The following is a 17,922-nucleotide window of genomic DNA, read 5'->3' on the forward strand; positions in this document are numbered from 1 at the left end:
GGCAATGAGTGATCTTTCTAATTTATATCCAATGAAAGTCTATCTGGACAATGCGGCGACGACGCAACTGGACCCTGAGGTTCTGGAAGCCATGCTGCCGCTGATGACCGAGCAATTCGGTAACCCCTCATCCATCCATTCGTTCGGCCGTGCGGTACGCTCATCCATCGAGCGCGCCCGGAAGAACATCGCGGGAATTTTGAATGCGGCCCCGGCAGAGATCTTCTTCACATCCGGCGGTACCGAGGCGGACAATACCGCTATCCGTTCAAGCATCGAGACTTTCGGCCTGAAACATGCCATTACTTCCCGCATCGAGCACCACGCGGTACTGCATACGCTGGAACATTTGAAGAAGCTGGGCGTCATCGAGCTGAGCTTCGTCAACCTGAATGAGAAAGGTGAAGTCGACCTGGGGCATCTGGACGCACTGCTGGCCTCGAAGCCACGCTCGCTGGTATCCCTCATGCATGGTAACAATGAGATCGGTAACCTGCTCGACCTGGAAGCGGCGGGCGACATTTGCGAGAAATACGACGCGATTTTTCACAGCGACACCGTGCAGACGATGGGCCATTACCGCCACGATCTGCAAAAGCTGAAAACGAATTTCATCGTCGGCGCGGCACATAAGTTCAATGGTCCGAAAGGCGTCGGTTTTTTGTACGTTCGTCCGGGCATTAAAATCCATCCCTTCGTGCACGGGGGCGCACAGGAGCGTAACATGCGGGGCGGGACCGAGAATATTTACGGCATTGTAGGCCTGGCGAAAGCACTGGAAATCGCTTACCGTGACATGGACGCTCACCAGGCGCATATCGAAGGGCTAAAAGGCCGCATGATCGCAAAATTGCAATCCGGTATCGAAGGAGTGACGTTCAATGGCAAGTCTGCCGAATTGGGCGAAAGTCTTTACACCGTGCTAAGCGTAAGCCTGCCGCCGTCGGACATCAGCGATATGCTGCTGTTCAACCTTGACATTGCCGGGATCGCCGTTTCAGGCGGCAGCGCGTGTTCGAGCGGGACCGACATTGGCTCACACGTGCTGAATGAGCTCAGGATCGATGAGAACCGCGCTAATGTGCGTTTTTCGTTTGGCAAATACAATACGGAAGCGGAGATCGATTACGCAGCGGAAACGCTGATCAGTCTTTATAAGAAAGAAAGCATTATTCTGTAAATGCCTGCCAGGCCTTAACAGCGGTTCGATCTGCAGAAGCATGAAGCTATAAAAGCCAAAACCCGGCCCCTGAATCAGGAGGCCGGGTTTTTTACGATATCTTCGAGGCATTCGACCCATATGTCGGAGTCGTTGAGACTCTCGACAAGCTGCCAATGCACTCCGCCTTCCTTCTCGAACAGCTCTTTATATTCTTCGCCCACCTCGATGGTCGTTTCCAGACAGTCGGCGACGAATGCGGGGGAAAATGCCAATGCGCTTTTCACGCCTTTTTTCGTCAGTTCAGGGATTACCTCATCGGTATAAGGCTTGATCCACGGATTTTTGCCCAGTCGCGACTGGAAGCAGGTTGTATACTTGCCTTCGGGAATGCCCATGCCTTTCACGAGCAAACGTGTCGTTTCGAAGCACTGGGCGCGGTAGCAATGCTGGTTGCGGTGATCGAGCTTGTCGCAGCAGCTGCCGAACTGGCAAAAACTGCCCGTCACATCGCCCTTGGTGATCTGCCGCTCAGGCAGGCCGTGGTAGCTGAACACGAAATGGTCGTAATCGTGCTGCGCCATGTATTTTTTACCCAAATCCACGAAACCCTTGATGAACTTCGGGTGTTCGAGGAAACGGTTGACAAAACGGATTTCGGGTAATACTTCCCAGTCTTTCACGACGCGCATGACCTCTTTGTACACCGAGCCGGTGGACGCCGAGGCATATTGCGGGAAGAACGGCACGATGACGATTTCTGTCAGGCATTCCTTGCGCAATGCGGTCAATGCTTTTTCAATGCTCGGGTTCTGGTAACGCATCGCTAATTCCACGATGTAGTCTTCGCCCAGTACCTTTTGCAACTTTTCCTTCACCGAATAGCCGTACGTTTTCAGCGGAGAGCCGTCGGGGCGCCAAAGCTGCTTGTAAACTTTCGCGGATTTGGGTGCGCGGAACGGCGCGATGATCAGGTTAATGAGGAACCAGCGGTTCAGGTACGGAATATCGATCACGCGCTCGTCCATCAGGAACTGGCGCAGGTATTTGCGTACATCGGGTACCGACGGGCTGTCGGGCGTGCCGAGGTTGACGATCAATACGCCCGTTTTCCGGACTTCATTCATCGTTGTGGTATCGAAGGGTTGAGCCAATGTGGTTGTACTCATTTTATAATCAGTTTCATGAGAGGAAGCCAGTCGCGGAAGACTATTCCCTTTTCTTTTTCAATCTTGCAAAAATAGCAATTACAATCCTAACAAGACCTCTTTCAATGCCGCCTGCGCCGACCATTCACGGTTGGCAGCCTGCTCGATCACGAGCGAACGCGGGCCGTCGAGTACCTCGTCGGCCACTTTCATATTGCGGCGAACGGGGAGGCAATGCATGAATTTGCCGTTGTCGGTCAATGCCATTTTAGCCTCGGTGATCATCCAAGACGGGTCGGTGTTCAATACCTTGCCATATTCATTGAAAGACGACCAGTTTTTGCCGTATACAAAATCCGCGCCTTCCAAAGCCTTGTCCTGGTCGTAGATAACCTGCCCTTTACCCACGAAATCGGGGGAGAGGTCGTACCCTTCCGGGTGCGTGATCACTAGTTCGACGTCCATGGGGTTCATCCATTCGCAGAAAGAGTTGGCTACCGCCTGGGGCAATGCTTTGAAATGCGGAAGCCAGGTCAAAACCACTTTCGGGCGCTTTTTGAGCTTGAATTCTTCGATGGTAATGCAGTCGGCGAGCGATTGCAGCGGGTGCCGCGTCGCCGATTCGAGGTTCACGATCGGTACCTGCGCGTATTTTTTGAATTGCTGGAAAACAATTTCAGAATAATCCTTCTCGCGATCCTGCAAGCCTGCGAACGAACGGATACCGATGATATCGCAATAGCTGCCGATCACAGCCGCCGCTTCCTTCACGTGCTCCGCCTTGTCGCCGTTCATGATCACGCCTTCTTCCATTTCCAGTCCCCAACCATCCTGGCCGACATTCATCGTAATCACATTCAAGCCGAGGTTTTGCGCTGCTTTCTGGGTACTGATCCTCGTCCTCAAACTCGAATTGAAAAACAACAGGCCTATCGTTTTGTTTTTCCCAAGCGCCTGGTCTGCAAACGGGTCCTTTTTGGCTGCGATACCGCTGCTGATGAGCTGAGGGAGGTCGGTGACGTCTTTAATGGAAAGAAAGTGTTTCATTCAGGTTAAAATTTCGGAGATAGGTGTTCCTATTCTCAACTGGGACAAGGATGGTATTAGTTCAAAAAAATCACTCAGCTGCGACAGATACTTCTTTTTTCAATGCTTCGAGGAACAGATCGGCCTCCGTTTTGCCCAATGCGAGCGATGGCAGCAAACGGATCGTGTTCGCGCCCGCCACGCCTGTGAACATTTTGTGCTCAAACAAAAGCTTGTTACGCAGGTCTTTCACCGGGAAATCATATTCGATCCCGATCATCAGCCCGCGGCCTCTCAATTCCTTATACCCGCCAATCGCCTTAATGCCTTCGAACAGATAGTCGCCGATCTCCGCCGCATTCGCGATCAGGTTTTCTTCCTTCATAATGTCGAGCACCGCCACGCCGGCCGCGCAAGCCAGGTGGTTACCGCCGAATGTCGTTCCCAGCAAGCCATAGCTCGCTTTGAATTTCGGAGAGATCAATATCCCGCCGATCGGGAAGCCGTTGCCCATGCCTTTGGCCATCGACATAATGTCCGGCTCGACGCCGCTGAACTGGTGCGAGAAGAATTTGCCCGTCCGTCCGTAGCCGCATTGTACGCTGTCGAGGATCAGGATCGCGCCGGTTTCGTCGCATTTGCGTCTCAGCGTCTGCAAAAATTCGTCGGTACACACATTGATACCTCCTACGCCCTGAATGCCTTCCACAATCACTGCACAAACCTCGTCGGTAATGCCTTCCGCAGCTGCTTCAACATCGTTGAATGGCAGGAAAGTAACGTGTTCCTTGTAATTTACCGGTGCAACGATCGATGGATTATCAGTAGCAGCCACCGCGCCTGCCGTCCGGCCGTGGAACGATTTCGTGAAAGAAATCACCTTCGTTCTTCCATTATGAAAAGAAGCGAGTTTCAAGGCATTCTCATTCGCTTCCGCGCCGGAGTTGCACAGGAACAATTTGTAATCGGGATAGCCCGAAAGCTCGCCCAGTTTCTCTGCCAGCTCTTCCTGAATGGAAATTTTGACGGAATTGGAATAAAAGCTGATCGCATTCAGCTGCTTCGTCAGCTTATCCACATAATAGGGATGGCAATGGCCGACGGAAATCACCGCATGGCCGCCGTAGAGGTCGAGGTATTTGGTGCCATGCTGGTCCCAGAGGTAGCTGCCCTCGGCTTTTACGGGTTCTATATCGTAAATGGGGTAGACGTCAAAAAGGTGTGACATTTTTTTGTGGTTTATCAGGCTAAATCCAAAGTTTCAATTCTTTGAAAATGATCCTTGTTTAATGTTTTGATCGGTAATTGAAAAACGAGTGCTGTGGCAGCGATGAATATGTCGCGAAATTCAATCATCAGGTTCCGCCTTCGCAGATTGTGATATATTTCAGCAGCCTTCATAGAAACCTCTTCATCAAAAGGCAGGACGGAAACTCCTTCAAGAAGTATTTCCACGTCTTTTTTCTTCTGATCGTTAGTTGCTCCCATCATCAATTCATATACGGTTACAGCAGAAACAAACAGCGAGGAATCATTGGGTAATGACGCCAGGATAGTTTTCGATTTTTCAGTTTTCCGGAGATATTCAATGAAAATCCCGGTGTCGATTACCAATCCTGTGCTTTCCACTTACTTATATGTTTTGCGTTCTCTTCGAGCGTTTTAATGTCTTCTTCACTCCAAGTGGAAACCTTGGCTATCTTGTCTTTCCACTCAGTGAGATTTCCGGTTGGCTGCTTAGCCTTCTGTTTGAGCAGGAGCAAATTAGCAAAAGCAACTAGTTGCCTTTGTTGTGTTTCGCTCAACTGATTATATGTTTGAATCAAATCATTCATAGCGATGGTCTCTTTACATGCAAAACTCAAACAAGGTGCGGCACTAATTAAAACGCCGGCGCCTTCAACCGCAGCCCTGCATCTTCCGGCAGGCCGAACAGCAGGTTCATATTCTGTACCGCTTGTCCCGACGCGCCTTTGGTCAGGTTATCGATAATGCTCGTGATCAGCAGCTGGCCGTCATGTACTTCCAAATGCACGAAGCATTTATTGGTATTCACAATCTGCTTCAAATCGATCGGCGTGTCGCTTACGTGCGTGAACGGATGGGAGGCGTAAAAGTCTTTGTAAATGGCTTTTGCTTCATCCAACGTTCCGGCAAAGCGGGTATACACATTGGCGATAATGCCTCGCGTGTAGTCGCCGCGGTAAGGCACGAAATTCACAGCTTTATCGAAACCGCCCTGCAACTTCCCGAAAGTCATTTTGATCTCCGTCAAATGCTGGTGCGAGAAAGCCTTATAGATCGACATGTTGTTGTTCCGCCAGGTGAAATGCGTCGTCGCGCTCAGCGCCTGCCCCGCGCCCGTGCTGCCCGTAACGGCGCTCACGTGAACGTCGTCCTGGATCAAACCTGCCTTGGCGAGCGGCAATACCGCCAATTCAATGCTCGTCGCGAAGCAGCCTGGGTTAGCGATTTTAGTCGCGCCTTTAATCTGCTCGCGTTGCAACTCAGGCAAGCCGTATACAAAACCATTCGACTCATCCCGAAAATCCGTGCTGAGGTCGATTACTTTCACCGTCGCCGGTAATTGGTATTCATCCAGAAACTTCTTCGATTCGCCATGGCCGGAGCAAAGGAAAATCGCATTCAAACCTGCCTGATCCAACAGGGGCTGAATGTCGTCTCCCGAAAATACCAGTTCTGTATCCCCTAGCAAATCTGTGTGCGTCGCATAAACCGGCTTGCCCGCCTGGCTTTTGCTATGCGCGAATGCGATGTTGACGTTTGGGTGGTTTACCAGTATTCTGATCAGCTCACCGCCGGTATAGCCGGCTGCGCCTATGATGCCAATATTTATGTTCGTCGATAAACTCATTTTAATTACTGATTCACCGAGTCACTTACTTTTCCATAAATCATCACCTGGTTCGAAGCCACTTTCGAGAAGCCTCTTACGTCGTCGCCGGTCCAGGCATTGTTCATTTCACCGTAGCTGCCGAATTTCGACGACATCAAATCAAATGGTGACTCAATACCCTCCACATGGAAGCGGTGCGGTGCGAGGTACACATGAGCTTTACCCGTCACGTGCGACTGCGTATCTGCGAGGAATGTTTCGATATTACGCATGACCGGCTCTACAAACTGCCCTTTGTGCAGCAAGCTGCCGTACCAGTTCGAAAGCTGTTCTTTCCAGTACAATTGTTGTTCTGTCAAAACATGTTTTTCAAGCGTATGGTGCGCTTTGATGATGATCAGCGGGGCAGCTGCTTCAAAACCTACGCGGCCTTTGATACCGATAATGGTGTCGCCCACATGGATATCCCGGCCGATGCCGAATGGCTGCGCGATTTCGGCCAGCTTTTGAATAGCCGTTACCGAGTTTTCAAAAGTTTCACCGGCAACGCCTTTCAATTCACCATTCACAAATTCCAAAGTAATGCGCTCCGGCTCTGTTTTGGTGATCTGCGTAGGCCATGCCGATTCGGGCAGGTATTGGTCGGAAGTCAATGTTTCCTTGCCGCCCACGGATGTTCCCCAAAGGCCTTTGTTAATGCTGTATGCAGCTTTGGTCCAGTCGCGGGAAACGCCTTTAGCCGTCAGGTACTCGATTTCCGCTTCGCGGGAAAGTTTCAGGTCGCGGATCGGGGTGATGATCTCGGCTTCCGGTACGATGATACGGAACGCCATATCGAAACGAACCTGGTCGTTACCGGCCCCTGTGCTACCGTGCGCGATCGCGCTGGCACCGATTTCTTTGGCATATTCAGCCACCGCAACGGCCTGGAAAATGCGCTCTGCGCTTACGGAAAGCGGGTAAGTATTGTTTTTGAGAATGTTACCGAAGATCAGGTATTTGATACAATCGTTGTAATATTCTTTGGTTTTGGAAATCGTGGCATGTTGCTTCACGCCCAAAGCATAGGCATTCGCTTCGATCGTTTTCAGCTCTTCGTCCGAAAAACCACCGGTGTCAACCAAAACGGAGTACACTTCGTAACCTCTGTCTTCGGCTAAATATTTTACACAAAAGGAGGTATCAAGTCCTCCCGAAAACGCTAATACTACTTTGGGCTGTGACATTATGTAATTATATATTGATTCTGACTAAATGCTTGATTTGCGGTGCAAAAGTAACAAAAAATACCCCGCTTCGGACCTTTTCGGATGCCGGGCGGGGTATTAAAAATGAGATACTAAAATCTATCAAGTGTGCGGCACATTAATGTACCAGCACGGCCCCGGCGTTTTTCTTTTTGGCGCGTTCTTCCCTTCGTAGCAAAATGCGTTGCTTAATGCGCATCCAGCGCTCGTAAAGGCTCGATTCCTTCAAGAAATCCCAGGTATGGCTTTCGGTTACCGGTTCGCTCCCGTTGGTAGGCTTCGCGGCAGGTTTCTTATCTTCCGGATCATACATCATACCCGTGCAAAGACAATGCTTTCTGCCCGTCCGGGTGAGTACGTCGTAATTCACACAGCTCGCGCAGCCTTTCCAGAATGCGTCGTCCGCAGGCAATTCACTGAACGTCACTGGCTCGTAGCCCAGGTCCGAGTTGATTTTCATCACCGGAAGGCTCGTAGTGATACCGATAATTTTGGCATCAGGATATTTATGACGCGACAGTTCGAATGCTTTCATTTTAATAGCTTTCGCCATGCCGCTGTTGCGGAAATCAGGATGTACGATCAGCCCTGAATTCGCCACGAATTTTCCATGCTCCCAGGTTTCGATGTAACAAAACCCTACCCATTCGCCCGTCTCAGTGGTGGCAATGATGGCTTTTCCTTCCACCATTTTCTCCATAATGTACACTGGGGAACGTTTGGCTATACCGGTACCACGCTTTTTGGCGCTCTCCTCCATTTCCGCGCAGATTTGTTCGGCGTAATGGAGATGATTTTCATTGGCAGTCTGTACGATAAACTTACTGCCCACTACTTCGGTATTTTTCATTGATGACTATGCTGACAAAATGTTCAAGACAATAAATTAACTACCCAGAGGAAAACGATGGGACGTCTAGAAATTGTAAGAAAGTTGCGGGTATTAGATATTTACCACGTAGGTAAAAGGAGATTATGCGGTCCGTGGGGACCTGAATCGGAAAGGCGTAGTATGCAGAACAGTATGTATGCCGTTGTGATTCATTGACTTGCTTGTGCGTCTAAGAGGCTGCAAATTTTCAAAAAAAAAATCTTACAGCAAAGAAACAGAAGATATATTTTTATGGTTCGTTTTGAACGGTAAACTTTGTACTATTCCCACTTCGATCAACAATATTTTTTCCCCAATTCAGTGGCTTTCATGACTACAATCAGTACCGACGATTTGCTCAATGGCTATATCAACGGCATATTCCCGATGGCCGAGGCGGACGGTACGATTTACTGGTATTCGCCCAACCCGCGGGCGGTCATCCCGATCGATACTTACAAACCGTCGAAATCGCTTCGGCCCGTTTTGAACAAAAAGCATTTCGATATCCGCATTAACACCGATTTTGAAGGCGTCATGCGGGGCTGCTCGCTCCCTCGTGCGAGCGAGCCCGGGACCTGGATTTCGGAGGAAATCATCGCTTCCTACACGGCATTGCACGAGATCGGGTACGCGCATAGCGTGGAGGCGTGGCGCGAGGGGAGGCTGGTAGGAGGGTTGTACGGGGTTTCTATAAACGGGGTGTTTTTTGGTGAATCGATGTTTACGATCGAGAGCAATGCATCGAAAGTCGCATTCCACTACCTGATCCAGATCCTGAAATTGAACCGTTTTGCATTGCTCGACACGCAATTTATTAACGACAATGTGCTTCGTTACGGCGCGATCGAGATCCCGCGCGACCAGTACCTGGACCAGTTGCAGAAGGGATTGAAGCTCAGAAGGACATTTGACGGCGCGGTTTTAAGGGAATTATAATGTGCCAAAAGCGCGGTGTGCAAGGGTAACGCATCCGTTTTCGTCTGAAAAGAAGTATTTTTGGCGTCAGATCGATTACCGGGTGCCGGCAGTATCAGCGATGGCACCGCTTATTTGAATACCAAAGTGTCAAAACCTATTCTCGTCATAAAGTTCGGGACGGCCTCTATCACGCTTCCTTCGGGTGAACCTGATGTCAGGATCATTTCGGAAATAGCCCGGCAGGTTTCGGAAATCCATTCCCAATACCGCATTATCATCGTTTCATCGGGTGCGGTGGGTGCTGGTAAGGCCTATATCAATGATTATAAGGGTACAATGACCCAGCGAAAGGCAGCCGCATCCGTCGGTAACCCGCTGCTGGTGGGCCTCTATGCTTCTTATTTTGCCCCGAATCAGATTTATATTGCTCAAAGTCTTTGCGAGCGGCAGCATTTTGCCAACCGCAACAAATTCCTCCAACTTAAAGAGACGTTCGAGGAACTCTGGTCGAACGGCATTATCCCGATCGTGAACGAAAACGACGTGGTGAGCGACCGCGAGCTGAAATTTTCGGATAACGACGAGCTGGCTACCTTGCTGGCCGTGGGTTTCGGGGCCGAATCGCTGATGTTCTGCACCTCGGTAGGCGGCTTGCTGGACGAGGAAGGCAAAATCCTGCGGAACGTATCCAATGTGAACGAGGTTTTTAAGTTTGTCAGAACGGATAAATCTTTCCTCGGCCTCGGCGGGATGGCTTCCAAGCTGACCTTCGCCAAACTGGCATCCAGGATGGCGATCCGGGTGGTGATCTTTGGAATGAACCAGCCGGACGAACTGCTGAATGCATTGAAAGGCGAAGCAGGGACATTGATAACGCCCGGAAAGAGCACATTATCGGCACGTAACCGCTGGCTGGGAAGCGGCGGGCTGGTATCCGGTACATTGCGTGTCGACGAAGGCGCGTCGAAAGCGTTACTGAAACGTAAGAGTTTGCTAGCGGTAGGTGTCACCGAAGTAACGGGCGATTTTGAAGCGGGCGAAATCATTGAAATATATTCGTCGGAAGACGAAATGATCGCCGTCGCACGTGCGCGTGTGACGTCCTCGGCGATCCGCACCAATCTGAAAACAGTGAATTTTGAAGTGGCGCATGCCAATGATATAGTTTTGTTATAATGGAATCGATAGTACCTCAATTAAAGGAAGCGCGGGAGGCATCAGTTGCCGTTCGCCGGCTGACAGACAGGCAAAGGGCTGATCTGCTGATCAACCTTTCGGCCAGAGTGTTGGCCAATGCCGAAAACATCATCGCCGAAAACCGGAAGGATCTGGATTTGATGGATGATGCCGACCCGAAAAAGGACCGGTTGCTCCTGAACCAGAAGCGGATCAATGAACTGGCGCAAAGCCTGGTTGAGGTAGCCGAGCTTCCGGACCCGACGGGCGAGGTATTTGTCGAGAAAACCATTCAGCAGGGACTTTCCCTCAAAAAAATCGCCGTGCCGCTGGGTGTGGTAGGCGTGATTTATGAATCGCGTCCAAATGTGACTATCGATGTGGCGTCATTATGCCTGCGCTCTGCAAATGCGTGCGTGCTCAAAGGCGGTAAGGAAGCGCAGCATTCCAATAATTACCTGGTAAGCCTTATACATGAATCACTGGCGGATTTTGGTGTGCCTGCGGCGGCTGTGACTTTGCTGCCGACCGGCCGGGAGTTTGTAGGCGAGCTGCTTACTGCCATTCAATATGTGGACATTATCATCCCGCGCGGTTCCGAGGGGTTAATCAAATTCGTACGCCAGAACTCATTGGTACCCACCATTGAAACCGGGGCGGGTGTCTGTCATACTTATATTGAAAAGACGGGTGATCTCGATAAAGGTGCCCAGATTGTGGTGAATGCGAAGGTTTCGAAGCCTTCCGCCTGTAATGCGCTCGATACTGTGCTGGTAGACAGGGTAGTAGCAGCTGAATTTCTGCCAAAATTGAAAGAAGATTTTATTAAGTGGAATGTGGAAGTGTTCGCGGATGAGGAATCCTATGAGATTCTTGCAAATGCTGAATATCCATATCTCCAAAAAGCCAGCGAAGACGATTTCGGCAAGGAATTCCTGGATTTCAAATGCTCTGTGAAGGTGGTAGACGGTTTGAGCGATGCTTTGAAACAGATTGAACACTATTCGTCGCGGCACTCGGAAGCCATTGTCTCTACCAACGAAGAAGCGATCGAGACGTTTCTGAAAGAGGTGGATGCAGCTTCGGTATATGCCAATGCTTCGACCCGTTTTACGGACGGCGGCGTGTTCGCATTAGGCGCGGAAATCGGTATCTCGACCCAGAAGCTGCACGCCCGGGGGCCATTTGCATTGGAGAAACTGGTAACCGAGAAATGGATTGTTAAAGGAGACGGACAGGTAAGATGGTAAATACTTTGGAAAACATACAGACGCTGTCCGCCGAGGCCATCGCATTGCTCAAAAACCTGATTGAAACGCCTTCATTCAGCAAGGAAGAGGAAAATACAGCCAGGCTGATCGCTGACTTTTTCACGGGAAAGAACATTCCTTTTCATACTAAAAAGAACAATCTCTGGGCTTACAACAAGCATTTCGACGCGAGTAAGCCTACCATGCTGCTCAATTCGCATCATGACACGGTGAAGCCGAACAAATCCTGGACGCTCGATCCCTTCAAAGCCATCGAGCAGGATGGGAAGCTGTACGGCCTGGGCAGTAATGATGCCGGCGGATGCCTGGTGTCGCTGATTGCCACATTCTGCCATTTCTACGAAAGAGAGGATTTGACCTATAATGTTGCCATCGCTACGACGGCCGAGGAAGAAATTTCCGGTAAAGAAGGTTTGGAAATCGTCGCGCCTGAGCTTCCGGAAATTGCATTTGCCATTGTTGGCGAGCCTACCGAAATGCATTTGGCGGTAGCCGAAAAAGGACTGCTGGTGCTGGATTGCACGGCGAAAGGCATTTCCGGCCACGCAGCGCGCGAGGAAGGCGACAATGCGATTTACAAAGCATTGAAAGACATTCAGTGGATCACCGAATATAAGTTTCCCAAAGTATCCCCGACGCTCGGCCCGATCAAAATGTCGGTGACGATCATCAATGCCGGCACCCAGCATAATGTGGTACCAGATGTGTGTACTTTCACGATCGACGTGCGGGTGACAGAACAATACACTTTGGAAGAAGTAATCGCGGAAATCAAAGCGAATATTCAATCCGAAGTAACGCCGCGTTCGATCCGCCTGCGGCCATCGAGCATTCCGATGGATCATCCGATCGTCGTGGAAGGCTTGAAATTGGGGCGGAATGCATATGGTTCACCGACTACCTCGGACCAGGCATTGCTGGATTGTCCGTCTTTGAAAATGGGCCCGGGCCATTCCGCACGCTCGCATAGTGCCGATGAATTCATTTACCTGCACGAAATCGAAGAGGGCATTGCCCAGTATATTAAGATGGTAGAGGGCGTGGTGACCCGATAATTTGCTATACTTGCCAAAGCGAACTAACCGTGTTTTGGCATGCGATTCTACACCGAAGAAGATATCCAGGCTTTCGACACTGTCCGGTTTTTGCATATTAAAACTGCAAAGGCCGGACATCTTTTTACCATCACACTGGCGCGGCCGGAGAAGAGGAATGCATTCACGCCGACAATGGCGGAGGAAATCACTTATGCATTGGCCTATGCACATTATCAAACGGATATTCGTTGCGTGATTTTGAAGGCCGAAGGACCGGTGTTTTGTGCCGGGGCGGATTTGAATGCATTTCATGATCCTTCTGCGAATACTGTGAATGAGTTATTGCCACGAATACACGAAGAGGCACGAATGGGGGATGCGTTTATTGAATTACTCAAACCCTGCATTGCCCAGGTGGAAGGGCCGGTACTTGCCGGAGGATTTCTGATGATATGTGGTTGCACATTTGTGTTCAGTGTTCCAGAGGCCACTTTCAGTTTGCCGGAGGTTAAACGAGGAATCTGGCCGATGCAGGTAATGGCATCGCTGGCGCGGATTGTACCTCAACGGAAGATTCTTGAAATGTCGATCACCGGCAAGCCTTATTCAGCTACGGAAGCGGTGGAGATGGGGCTGGTAACGCATTTGGCAGACAAGGAAGTGATTGAGGTGCAGGTTAATGCATTGGCCTCACTAATTTGCAACAGTGCTCCGTTAGCTATCCAATCGGGAATGCGAAGTTTGCAGGAATTGAAGCATATCCCTCAAAATGAGCAACATACCTTCCTGAAAAGCGAGCTTGATAAACTTCTGCAAACAGCAGATGCCAAAGAAGGAGCATTGGCCTTCAAAGAAAAGCGGGAAGCAGTCTGGAAAGGAAAGTAGCTAATAATCGGCGATCAGCCGTCGGCGGTCGGGGCCGTCAGGCCCTAATTCGTCGGCACAATCTCAATTTCCTCCCCATACCGGTTATGGAACTTGAAATCCACTACGCCTAACGATGAATCTTTGATCAGTTTCACCCAGGTTTTGTAATGGAAGAACCATTTCACCTGCTCGGAAATCAACCCTTTCGTGAAATAAGAATGCAGGAACGGGTGGAGCGAAATCGTAATGCCGCGCTCGTTCTGCTTGGTGAGAATGTAATCGAGGTTGTTGGCGATCACATCGGATACGAGGATACTCGCCTGGATTGTGCCGGTACCGCCGCAGGTAGGGCAGGTTTCGCGGGTGACGATATTCATTTCCGGCCTTACGCGCTGACGTGTGATTTGCAGCAGACCGAATTTGGATAGTGGCAATACGGTGTATTTCGAACGGTCGCCCTTCATTTCATCGCGCATGACGTCGAACAGCGTGCGCTTGTTCTCTGCCTTTTTCATGTCGATAAAATCTACGACGATGATACCGCCCATATCGCGCAGCCGCAGCTGGCGGGCAATTTCTTTTGCCGCTTCGAGGTTGACGCTCAATGCAGTAGCTTCCTGGTCCTCTTCCGAATTGGATTTGTTACCGCTGTTGACGTCGATCACGTGCAACGCTTCCGTATGTTCGATGATCAGGTAGCCGCCATTAGGCAAACTTACCGAGCGGCCGAATAGCGACTTGATTTGTTTTTCCAGACCGAATTGCTCGAACAGCTTGTTTTTGCCATTGTGCAGGCGGAGAATGTTCTCTTTTTCCGGCGCAATGTTGTGAATATAAGCCTTGATATCGTCATAAACCTCCTTCGAATCCACGGTAATGCTGTCGAACGACTCGTTCAACATGTCGCGGATAATGGAAGATGCTCGGTTCATTTCACCGATAACGCGGTCACGGGGCTTGGCGTCTTTCAATGCCTTGATACCGTTCTCCCATTTGTCGAGGCAATCCTGCAAATCCTTGTTGAGCTCTTCCACATCCTTGCCCATTGCCACGGTACGGATGATCACCCCGAAGTTCTGAGGTTTAATGGAAGACATCAGGCGCTGCAAGCGGTTGCGCTCCTGCTTGTCGGTGATTTTTTTGGAAAGGTTAACCGAATTGGAGAATGGTACTAATACAATGTACCGGCCGGCGATTGAGATATCGCAGGATAGTCGCGGGCCTTTTGTAGAAATAGGCTCCTTGACAATCTGAACGAGGATCGGCTGATTTTTGGAAAGGACCTTATCGATTTTACCAAGCTTTTCGATTTCCGGCTCCATCTTGAAGTTTTTCAAGTTGCCGGAATGCGCGCGCTTGGCGATGACGTCCTTGGTGAGCTTGTTCAGCGAGTTGATATTGGGCCCCAGATCGAGGTAATGCAGGAATGCATCTTTTTCAAAACCAACGTCTACAAAGGCAGCATTGAGCCCTGCCACCAGCTTCCGCACTGTACCGAGGTATATATCGCCTACGGTAAAGCTCTGGTCCGGTGTTTCTACGTGATATTCTAAAAGACGTTTATCCTGCAAAAGGGCTATACGCTCTCCCTTTTGAGTAGAATTGATTAGTAATTCGTTACTCAATGTTCAACCAACTGAATGGCTCGATAATGTTGATACTTAACTCCCCGCATATCAGACTGTTAGCGGGATACAAACGTGGGGAATAACGATGACCGGATCTTAATGTTAAAACCCGGTCATAGCCAATTATTTCTTCTTATGTCTGTTTTTTCTGAGTCTTTTCTTTCTCTTGTGAGTGGAGATCTTATGTCTTTTTCTCTTTTTTCCGCAAGGCATGATTATGTCGTTTTATAAAATAAGTAATGTATTTCCTTCACGATCTGATGATCAGTTTTTCAGACGGCCTTCCAATTCGCCAATGGCTTGCTGGATCACCGGGTCTTTCTCCTCTTTTTTAACCTCCGACAGAACTTTGCTTGCTTGTTCCTTGTCACCCAATTCCACCAGCGAAAGGCCAAGATAGAACTTAGCTTTCGTATTTGCAGGATTGTTGGTTAAAATCTGTCTGAACCTGTCAGCAGCTTTCGAATATTGGTTAGATCTCATGGACAGGATACCCAGATTGAACAACGCCAATTCGTTGGTAGGGTCCGCGTCGATCACCTCTCGCAGCATCAGAATTCCCTGCATCGGGTTTTCCGTGTTTACGTAAGTCATCGCCATGTTGGCTTTGGCAGTCAACAGTCCAGGATTCTGGTCAATTGCTTTTTGGTAATATTCGCGGGTTTTGGACCCGAGGTTTTTGGCTTTTTGCTCATCCACCGCGAAACCGTAAGCCTCATAGTAACGGTCGCCCGCTCTCATCAGGTTTTCTACGGCCGGGTTGAGCAGGGCTACTTTTTCGGCGTAGAATGCAGCGCTGTCAAACTTCTGAAGCTTTGCAAACTCGTCCGACAGCTTAACGCCCGCCACTGCCTTGTCCTTATCACCCGCCTGATTGAAGCCGCTTCTCAGCTGATCCACAATTTTCTGTTGATCCGGGGACAAAGCGGCTCCATCATGCGATTTGGAAGAGGATTCAGCTGCATCGGCTGGTGCCGTTGCGTTTGCCGCAGCTGCCGACTGGCTCCTCTCCTTGTCCACATCCTTGCCCTTGTTGTTGACAACTACCTTGGGAAGGCTGAACAACGTTCCCACAAGTGCCACAGCAAGCACACAAGAAAGGAGAATGGACTTTTTCATACTCTTATAACCTAACCTTGTTCAGGTAAATTACTTTTCAGCGACTGCTTTCAGTTTGTCACTTTCCTTTACCTGCTCAACAAAAACTTTTGCAGGCTTGAAGCTTGGTACAAAGTGCTCGTCAATAATCATGGAAGTTCCCTTTGAAATATTGCGGGCAACCTTGCGTGCACGTTTTTTGTTGATGAAACTACCGAAACCTCTAACATAAAGGTTCTCACCATCAGAAAGTGAGTCCTTTACCACGGTAAAAAACGATTCTAGCGTTTGCTGAACGTCGCCCTTGTCTACGCCTGTTTTCTCAGAAATCTGTGCGATTACGTCTGCCTTAGTCACTTTGATTGTTTACTTTAAGTGGATATTATTTCATTAATTTACTTACTCCTGTAAATTTTGGGAACACAAAGGTACGGTAATTTTAATAAAACTTAAAAGGATGATCACTTCCTTTTTTATATAATTCACTAAAAAACAGTGCATATAAGTGAAAATAATCTCATACCGGACGATTTTGAGGTGATTGATTTTAACAGAAGACTCAAATCGTGGTATCTCGAAAACCACCGCCCTTTACCCTGGCGCGAAACCAAAGATCCGTATAAAATTTGGTTGTCGGAGGTGATTCTCCAGCAGACGCGTGTAGCCCAGGGGTTACCTTATTACGAGCGATTTACCGAACAATATCCGACGGTGTTCGACCTGGCTGCGGCCGACGAGCGCGACGTGCTGCGGCTATGGCAGGGGTTGGGGTATTATTCCCGGGCCCGCAACATGCATTTCACGGCAAGGCAGGTGGTTGACGAATACAAAGGGAATTTCCCCCAAAGCGCGGAAAAGCTTTTGAAACTGAAAGGCCTTGGCCAGTATACCGCGGCGGCCATTGCTGCATTCGCGTTCGACGAGGCGGTGCCGGCGATCGACGGGAATGTGTACCGTGTGATGTCACGGATTTTCGGCATTCAATCCGATATGCTGAGCAATGAGGGGAAAAAGGAGTTCGCGGCATTGGCGAGGCAGTTGGTGTCGAAGGAAGATCCTGCTACTTATAATCAGGCCATGATCGAGTTCGGGGCGCTGCAGTGCGTGCCGGCCTCGCCGAATTGTACGGTGTGCATTTTCGGCGATGAATGCTATGCCAATGCGCACCAAATGCAGGGTCAGTTGCCGGTAAAAATCAAGAAACTGACCGTGAAACAGCGGTTTTTGAACTACTTTATCATCAAACAAGACGATAAGCTCGCTATGCACGAACGCCGCGGACGTGATATCTGGACGGGCCTTTACGACTTCTTTTTAATAGAGTCCAACGCTCCCGCCTCAGCACCTGACGACCTCGCCATCACCGACCCTGTTTTTCAAAATCTGCTCGCAAAAAGCCGTCTCACCGAAGTCCTTAAGCTGTATTCCCATATTCTCACGCACCAACGGCTGCAAGTGCGTTTCTGGTGGCTCGAAATTCCGGAAACCGAAAGGATAGATTTGCCCCCGGGAATGGCTTTTTACAGTCATGAGGAAGTCGAAGTGCTCCCGAAACCGATCCTGATCGACACGATCCTGCGCGAAGAGGGCTACCTGTAACCGCTGGATCATTCTGA

At 49.7% G+C, this 17,922-nt stretch carries 18 protein-coding genes; 7 read left to right on the forward strand and 11 right to left on the reverse strand.

Annotated features, from left to right (window positions below):
- Positions 1-31 precede the first annotated feature (31 nt).
- Positions 32-1,180, forward strand: a complete 1,149-nt coding sequence (locus tag H144_RS0109420) for a cysteine desulfurase family protein (protein ID WP_019941804.1) — start codon at positions 32-34, stop codon at positions 1,178-1,180.
- A 74-nt stretch (positions 1,181-1,254) separates the two neighbouring features.
- Here H144_RS0109420 and hemH read toward each other — a convergent pair whose 3' ends face one another.
- From hemH to H144_RS0109460, 8 genes are all read right to left on the reverse strand, one after another.
- Positions 1,255-2,328, reverse strand: coding sequence for a ferrochelatase (gene hemH, locus H144_RS0109425; protein ID WP_026350546.1), 1,074 nt, complete (start codon positions 2,326-2,328; stop codon positions 1,255-1,257).
- Positions 2,329-2,406: 78 nt separating this feature from the next.
- Positions 2,407-3,354 (reverse strand): N-acetylornithine carbamoyltransferase, encoded by a 948-nt coding sequence (locus tag H144_RS0109430; protein WP_019941806.1) that lies wholly within the window; start codon positions 3,352-3,354, stop codon positions 2,407-2,409.
- 70 nt (positions 3,355-3,424) lie between these two features.
- Entirely contained in the window at positions 3,425-4,561 is a 1,137-nt protein-coding gene (locus tag H144_RS0109435; protein ID WP_019941807.1) for an aspartate aminotransferase family protein, read from the reverse strand.
- A gap of 14 nt (positions 4,562-4,575) precedes the next feature.
- Positions 4,576-4,962 carry a type II toxin-antitoxin system VapC family toxin gene (locus H144_RS0109440; protein WP_019941808.1) on the reverse strand — a complete coding sequence of 129 codons (387 nt, stop codon included), beginning with the start codon at positions 4,960-4,962 and terminating at the stop codon, positions 4,576-4,578.
- Positions 4,941-5,168 (reverse strand): hypothetical protein, encoded by a 228-nt coding sequence (locus H144_RS0109445; protein WP_019941809.1) that lies wholly within the window; start codon positions 5,166-5,168, stop codon positions 4,941-4,943. Before H144_RS0109445 ends, H144_RS0109440 begins: the two co-directional genes overlap by 22 nt.
- Positions 5,169-5,215: 47 nt before the next feature.
- A complete protein-coding gene (gene argC, locus H144_RS0109450; protein ID WP_019941810.1) occupies positions 5,216-6,208 on the reverse strand; it encodes an N-acetyl-gamma-glutamyl-phosphate reductase in 993 nt (330 codons plus the stop codon).
- Between the two features lie 5 nt (positions 6,209-6,213).
- Positions 6,214-7,416 carry an argininosuccinate synthase gene (locus H144_RS0109455; protein ID WP_019941811.1) on the reverse strand — a complete coding sequence of 401 codons (1,203 nt, stop codon included), beginning with the start codon at positions 7,414-7,416 and terminating at the stop codon, positions 6,214-6,216.
- A 139-nt stretch (positions 7,417-7,555) separates the two neighbouring features.
- Complete coding sequence (locus H144_RS0109460) at positions 7,556-8,287, reverse strand: GNAT family N-acetyltransferase (RefSeq protein WP_019941812.1); 732 nt, start codon at positions 8,285-8,287, stop codon at positions 7,556-7,558.
- Between the two features lie 351 nt (positions 8,288-8,638).
- Between H144_RS0109460 and aat the strand changes: the two genes are divergently transcribed.
- The 5 genes from aat to H144_RS0109485 all read left to right on the forward strand — a co-directional run bounded on the left by aat (position 8,639) and on the right by H144_RS0109485 (position 13,598).
- Positions 8,639-9,247: a leucyl/phenylalanyl-tRNA--protein transferase gene (gene aat / locus H144_RS0109465; protein WP_019941813.1), complete on the forward strand. Its 609-nt coding sequence runs from the start codon at positions 8,639-8,641 to the stop codon at positions 9,245-9,247.
- A gap of 126 nt (positions 9,248-9,373) precedes the next feature.
- Complete coding sequence (gene proB / locus H144_RS0109470) at positions 9,374-10,405, forward strand: glutamate 5-kinase (RefSeq protein ID WP_026350547.1); 1,032 nt, start codon at positions 9,374-9,376, stop codon at positions 10,403-10,405.
- A complete protein-coding gene (locus tag H144_RS0109475) occupies positions 10,405-11,655 on the forward strand; it encodes a glutamate-5-semialdehyde dehydrogenase (protein WP_019941815.1) in 1,251 nt (416 codons plus the stop codon). Before proB ends, H144_RS0109475 begins: the two co-directional genes overlap by 1 nt.
- Positions 11,649-12,731 (forward strand): M20 family metallo-hydrolase, encoded by a 1,083-nt coding sequence (locus tag H144_RS0109480; protein ID WP_019941816.1) that lies wholly within the window; start codon positions 11,649-11,651, stop codon positions 12,729-12,731. The genes H144_RS0109475 and H144_RS0109480 overlap by 7 nt, the downstream gene beginning before the upstream one ends.
- Positions 12,732-12,770: 39 nt before the next feature.
- Complete coding sequence (locus H144_RS0109485; RefSeq protein ID WP_019941817.1) at positions 12,771-13,598, forward strand: enoyl-CoA hydratase/isomerase family protein; 828 nt, start codon at positions 12,771-12,773, stop codon at positions 13,596-13,598.
- Between the two features lie 44 nt (positions 13,599-13,642).
- Here H144_RS0109485 and H144_RS0109490 read toward each other — a convergent pair whose 3' ends face one another.
- From H144_RS0109490 to H144_RS0109500, 3 genes are all read right to left on the reverse strand, one after another.
- On the reverse strand, positions 13,643-15,205 hold the full coding sequence (locus tag H144_RS0109490) for an Rne/Rng family ribonuclease (RefSeq protein WP_026350548.1): 1,563 nt from the start codon (positions 15,203-15,205) through the stop codon (positions 13,643-13,645).
- A 267-nt stretch (positions 15,206-15,472) separates the two neighbouring features.
- Positions 15,473-16,327, reverse strand: coding sequence for a tetratricopeptide repeat protein (locus H144_RS0109495; protein ID WP_019941819.1), 855 nt, complete (start codon positions 16,325-16,327; stop codon positions 15,473-15,475).
- 30 nt (positions 16,328-16,357) lie between these two features.
- On the reverse strand, positions 16,358-16,663 hold the full coding sequence (locus tag H144_RS0109500) for an HU family DNA-binding protein (RefSeq protein WP_015813879.1): 306 nt from the start codon (positions 16,661-16,663) through the stop codon (positions 16,358-16,360).
- A 138-nt stretch (positions 16,664-16,801) separates the two neighbouring features.
- Here H144_RS0109500 and mutY point away from each other — a divergent pair, with 138 nt between their 5' ends.
- Positions 16,802-17,905: an A/G-specific adenine glycosylase gene (gene mutY / locus H144_RS0109505; protein ID WP_019941820.1), complete on the forward strand. Its 1,104-nt coding sequence runs from the start codon at positions 16,802-16,804 to the stop codon at positions 17,903-17,905.
- Positions 17,906-17,922: the final 17 nt, after the last annotated feature.

Source organism: Dyadobacter beijingensis DSM 21582, assembly GCF_000382205.1.
In the GTDB taxonomy this organism is placed as follows: Bacteria; Bacteroidota; Bacteroidia; order Cytophagales; family Spirosomataceae; genus Dyadobacter; species Dyadobacter beijingensis.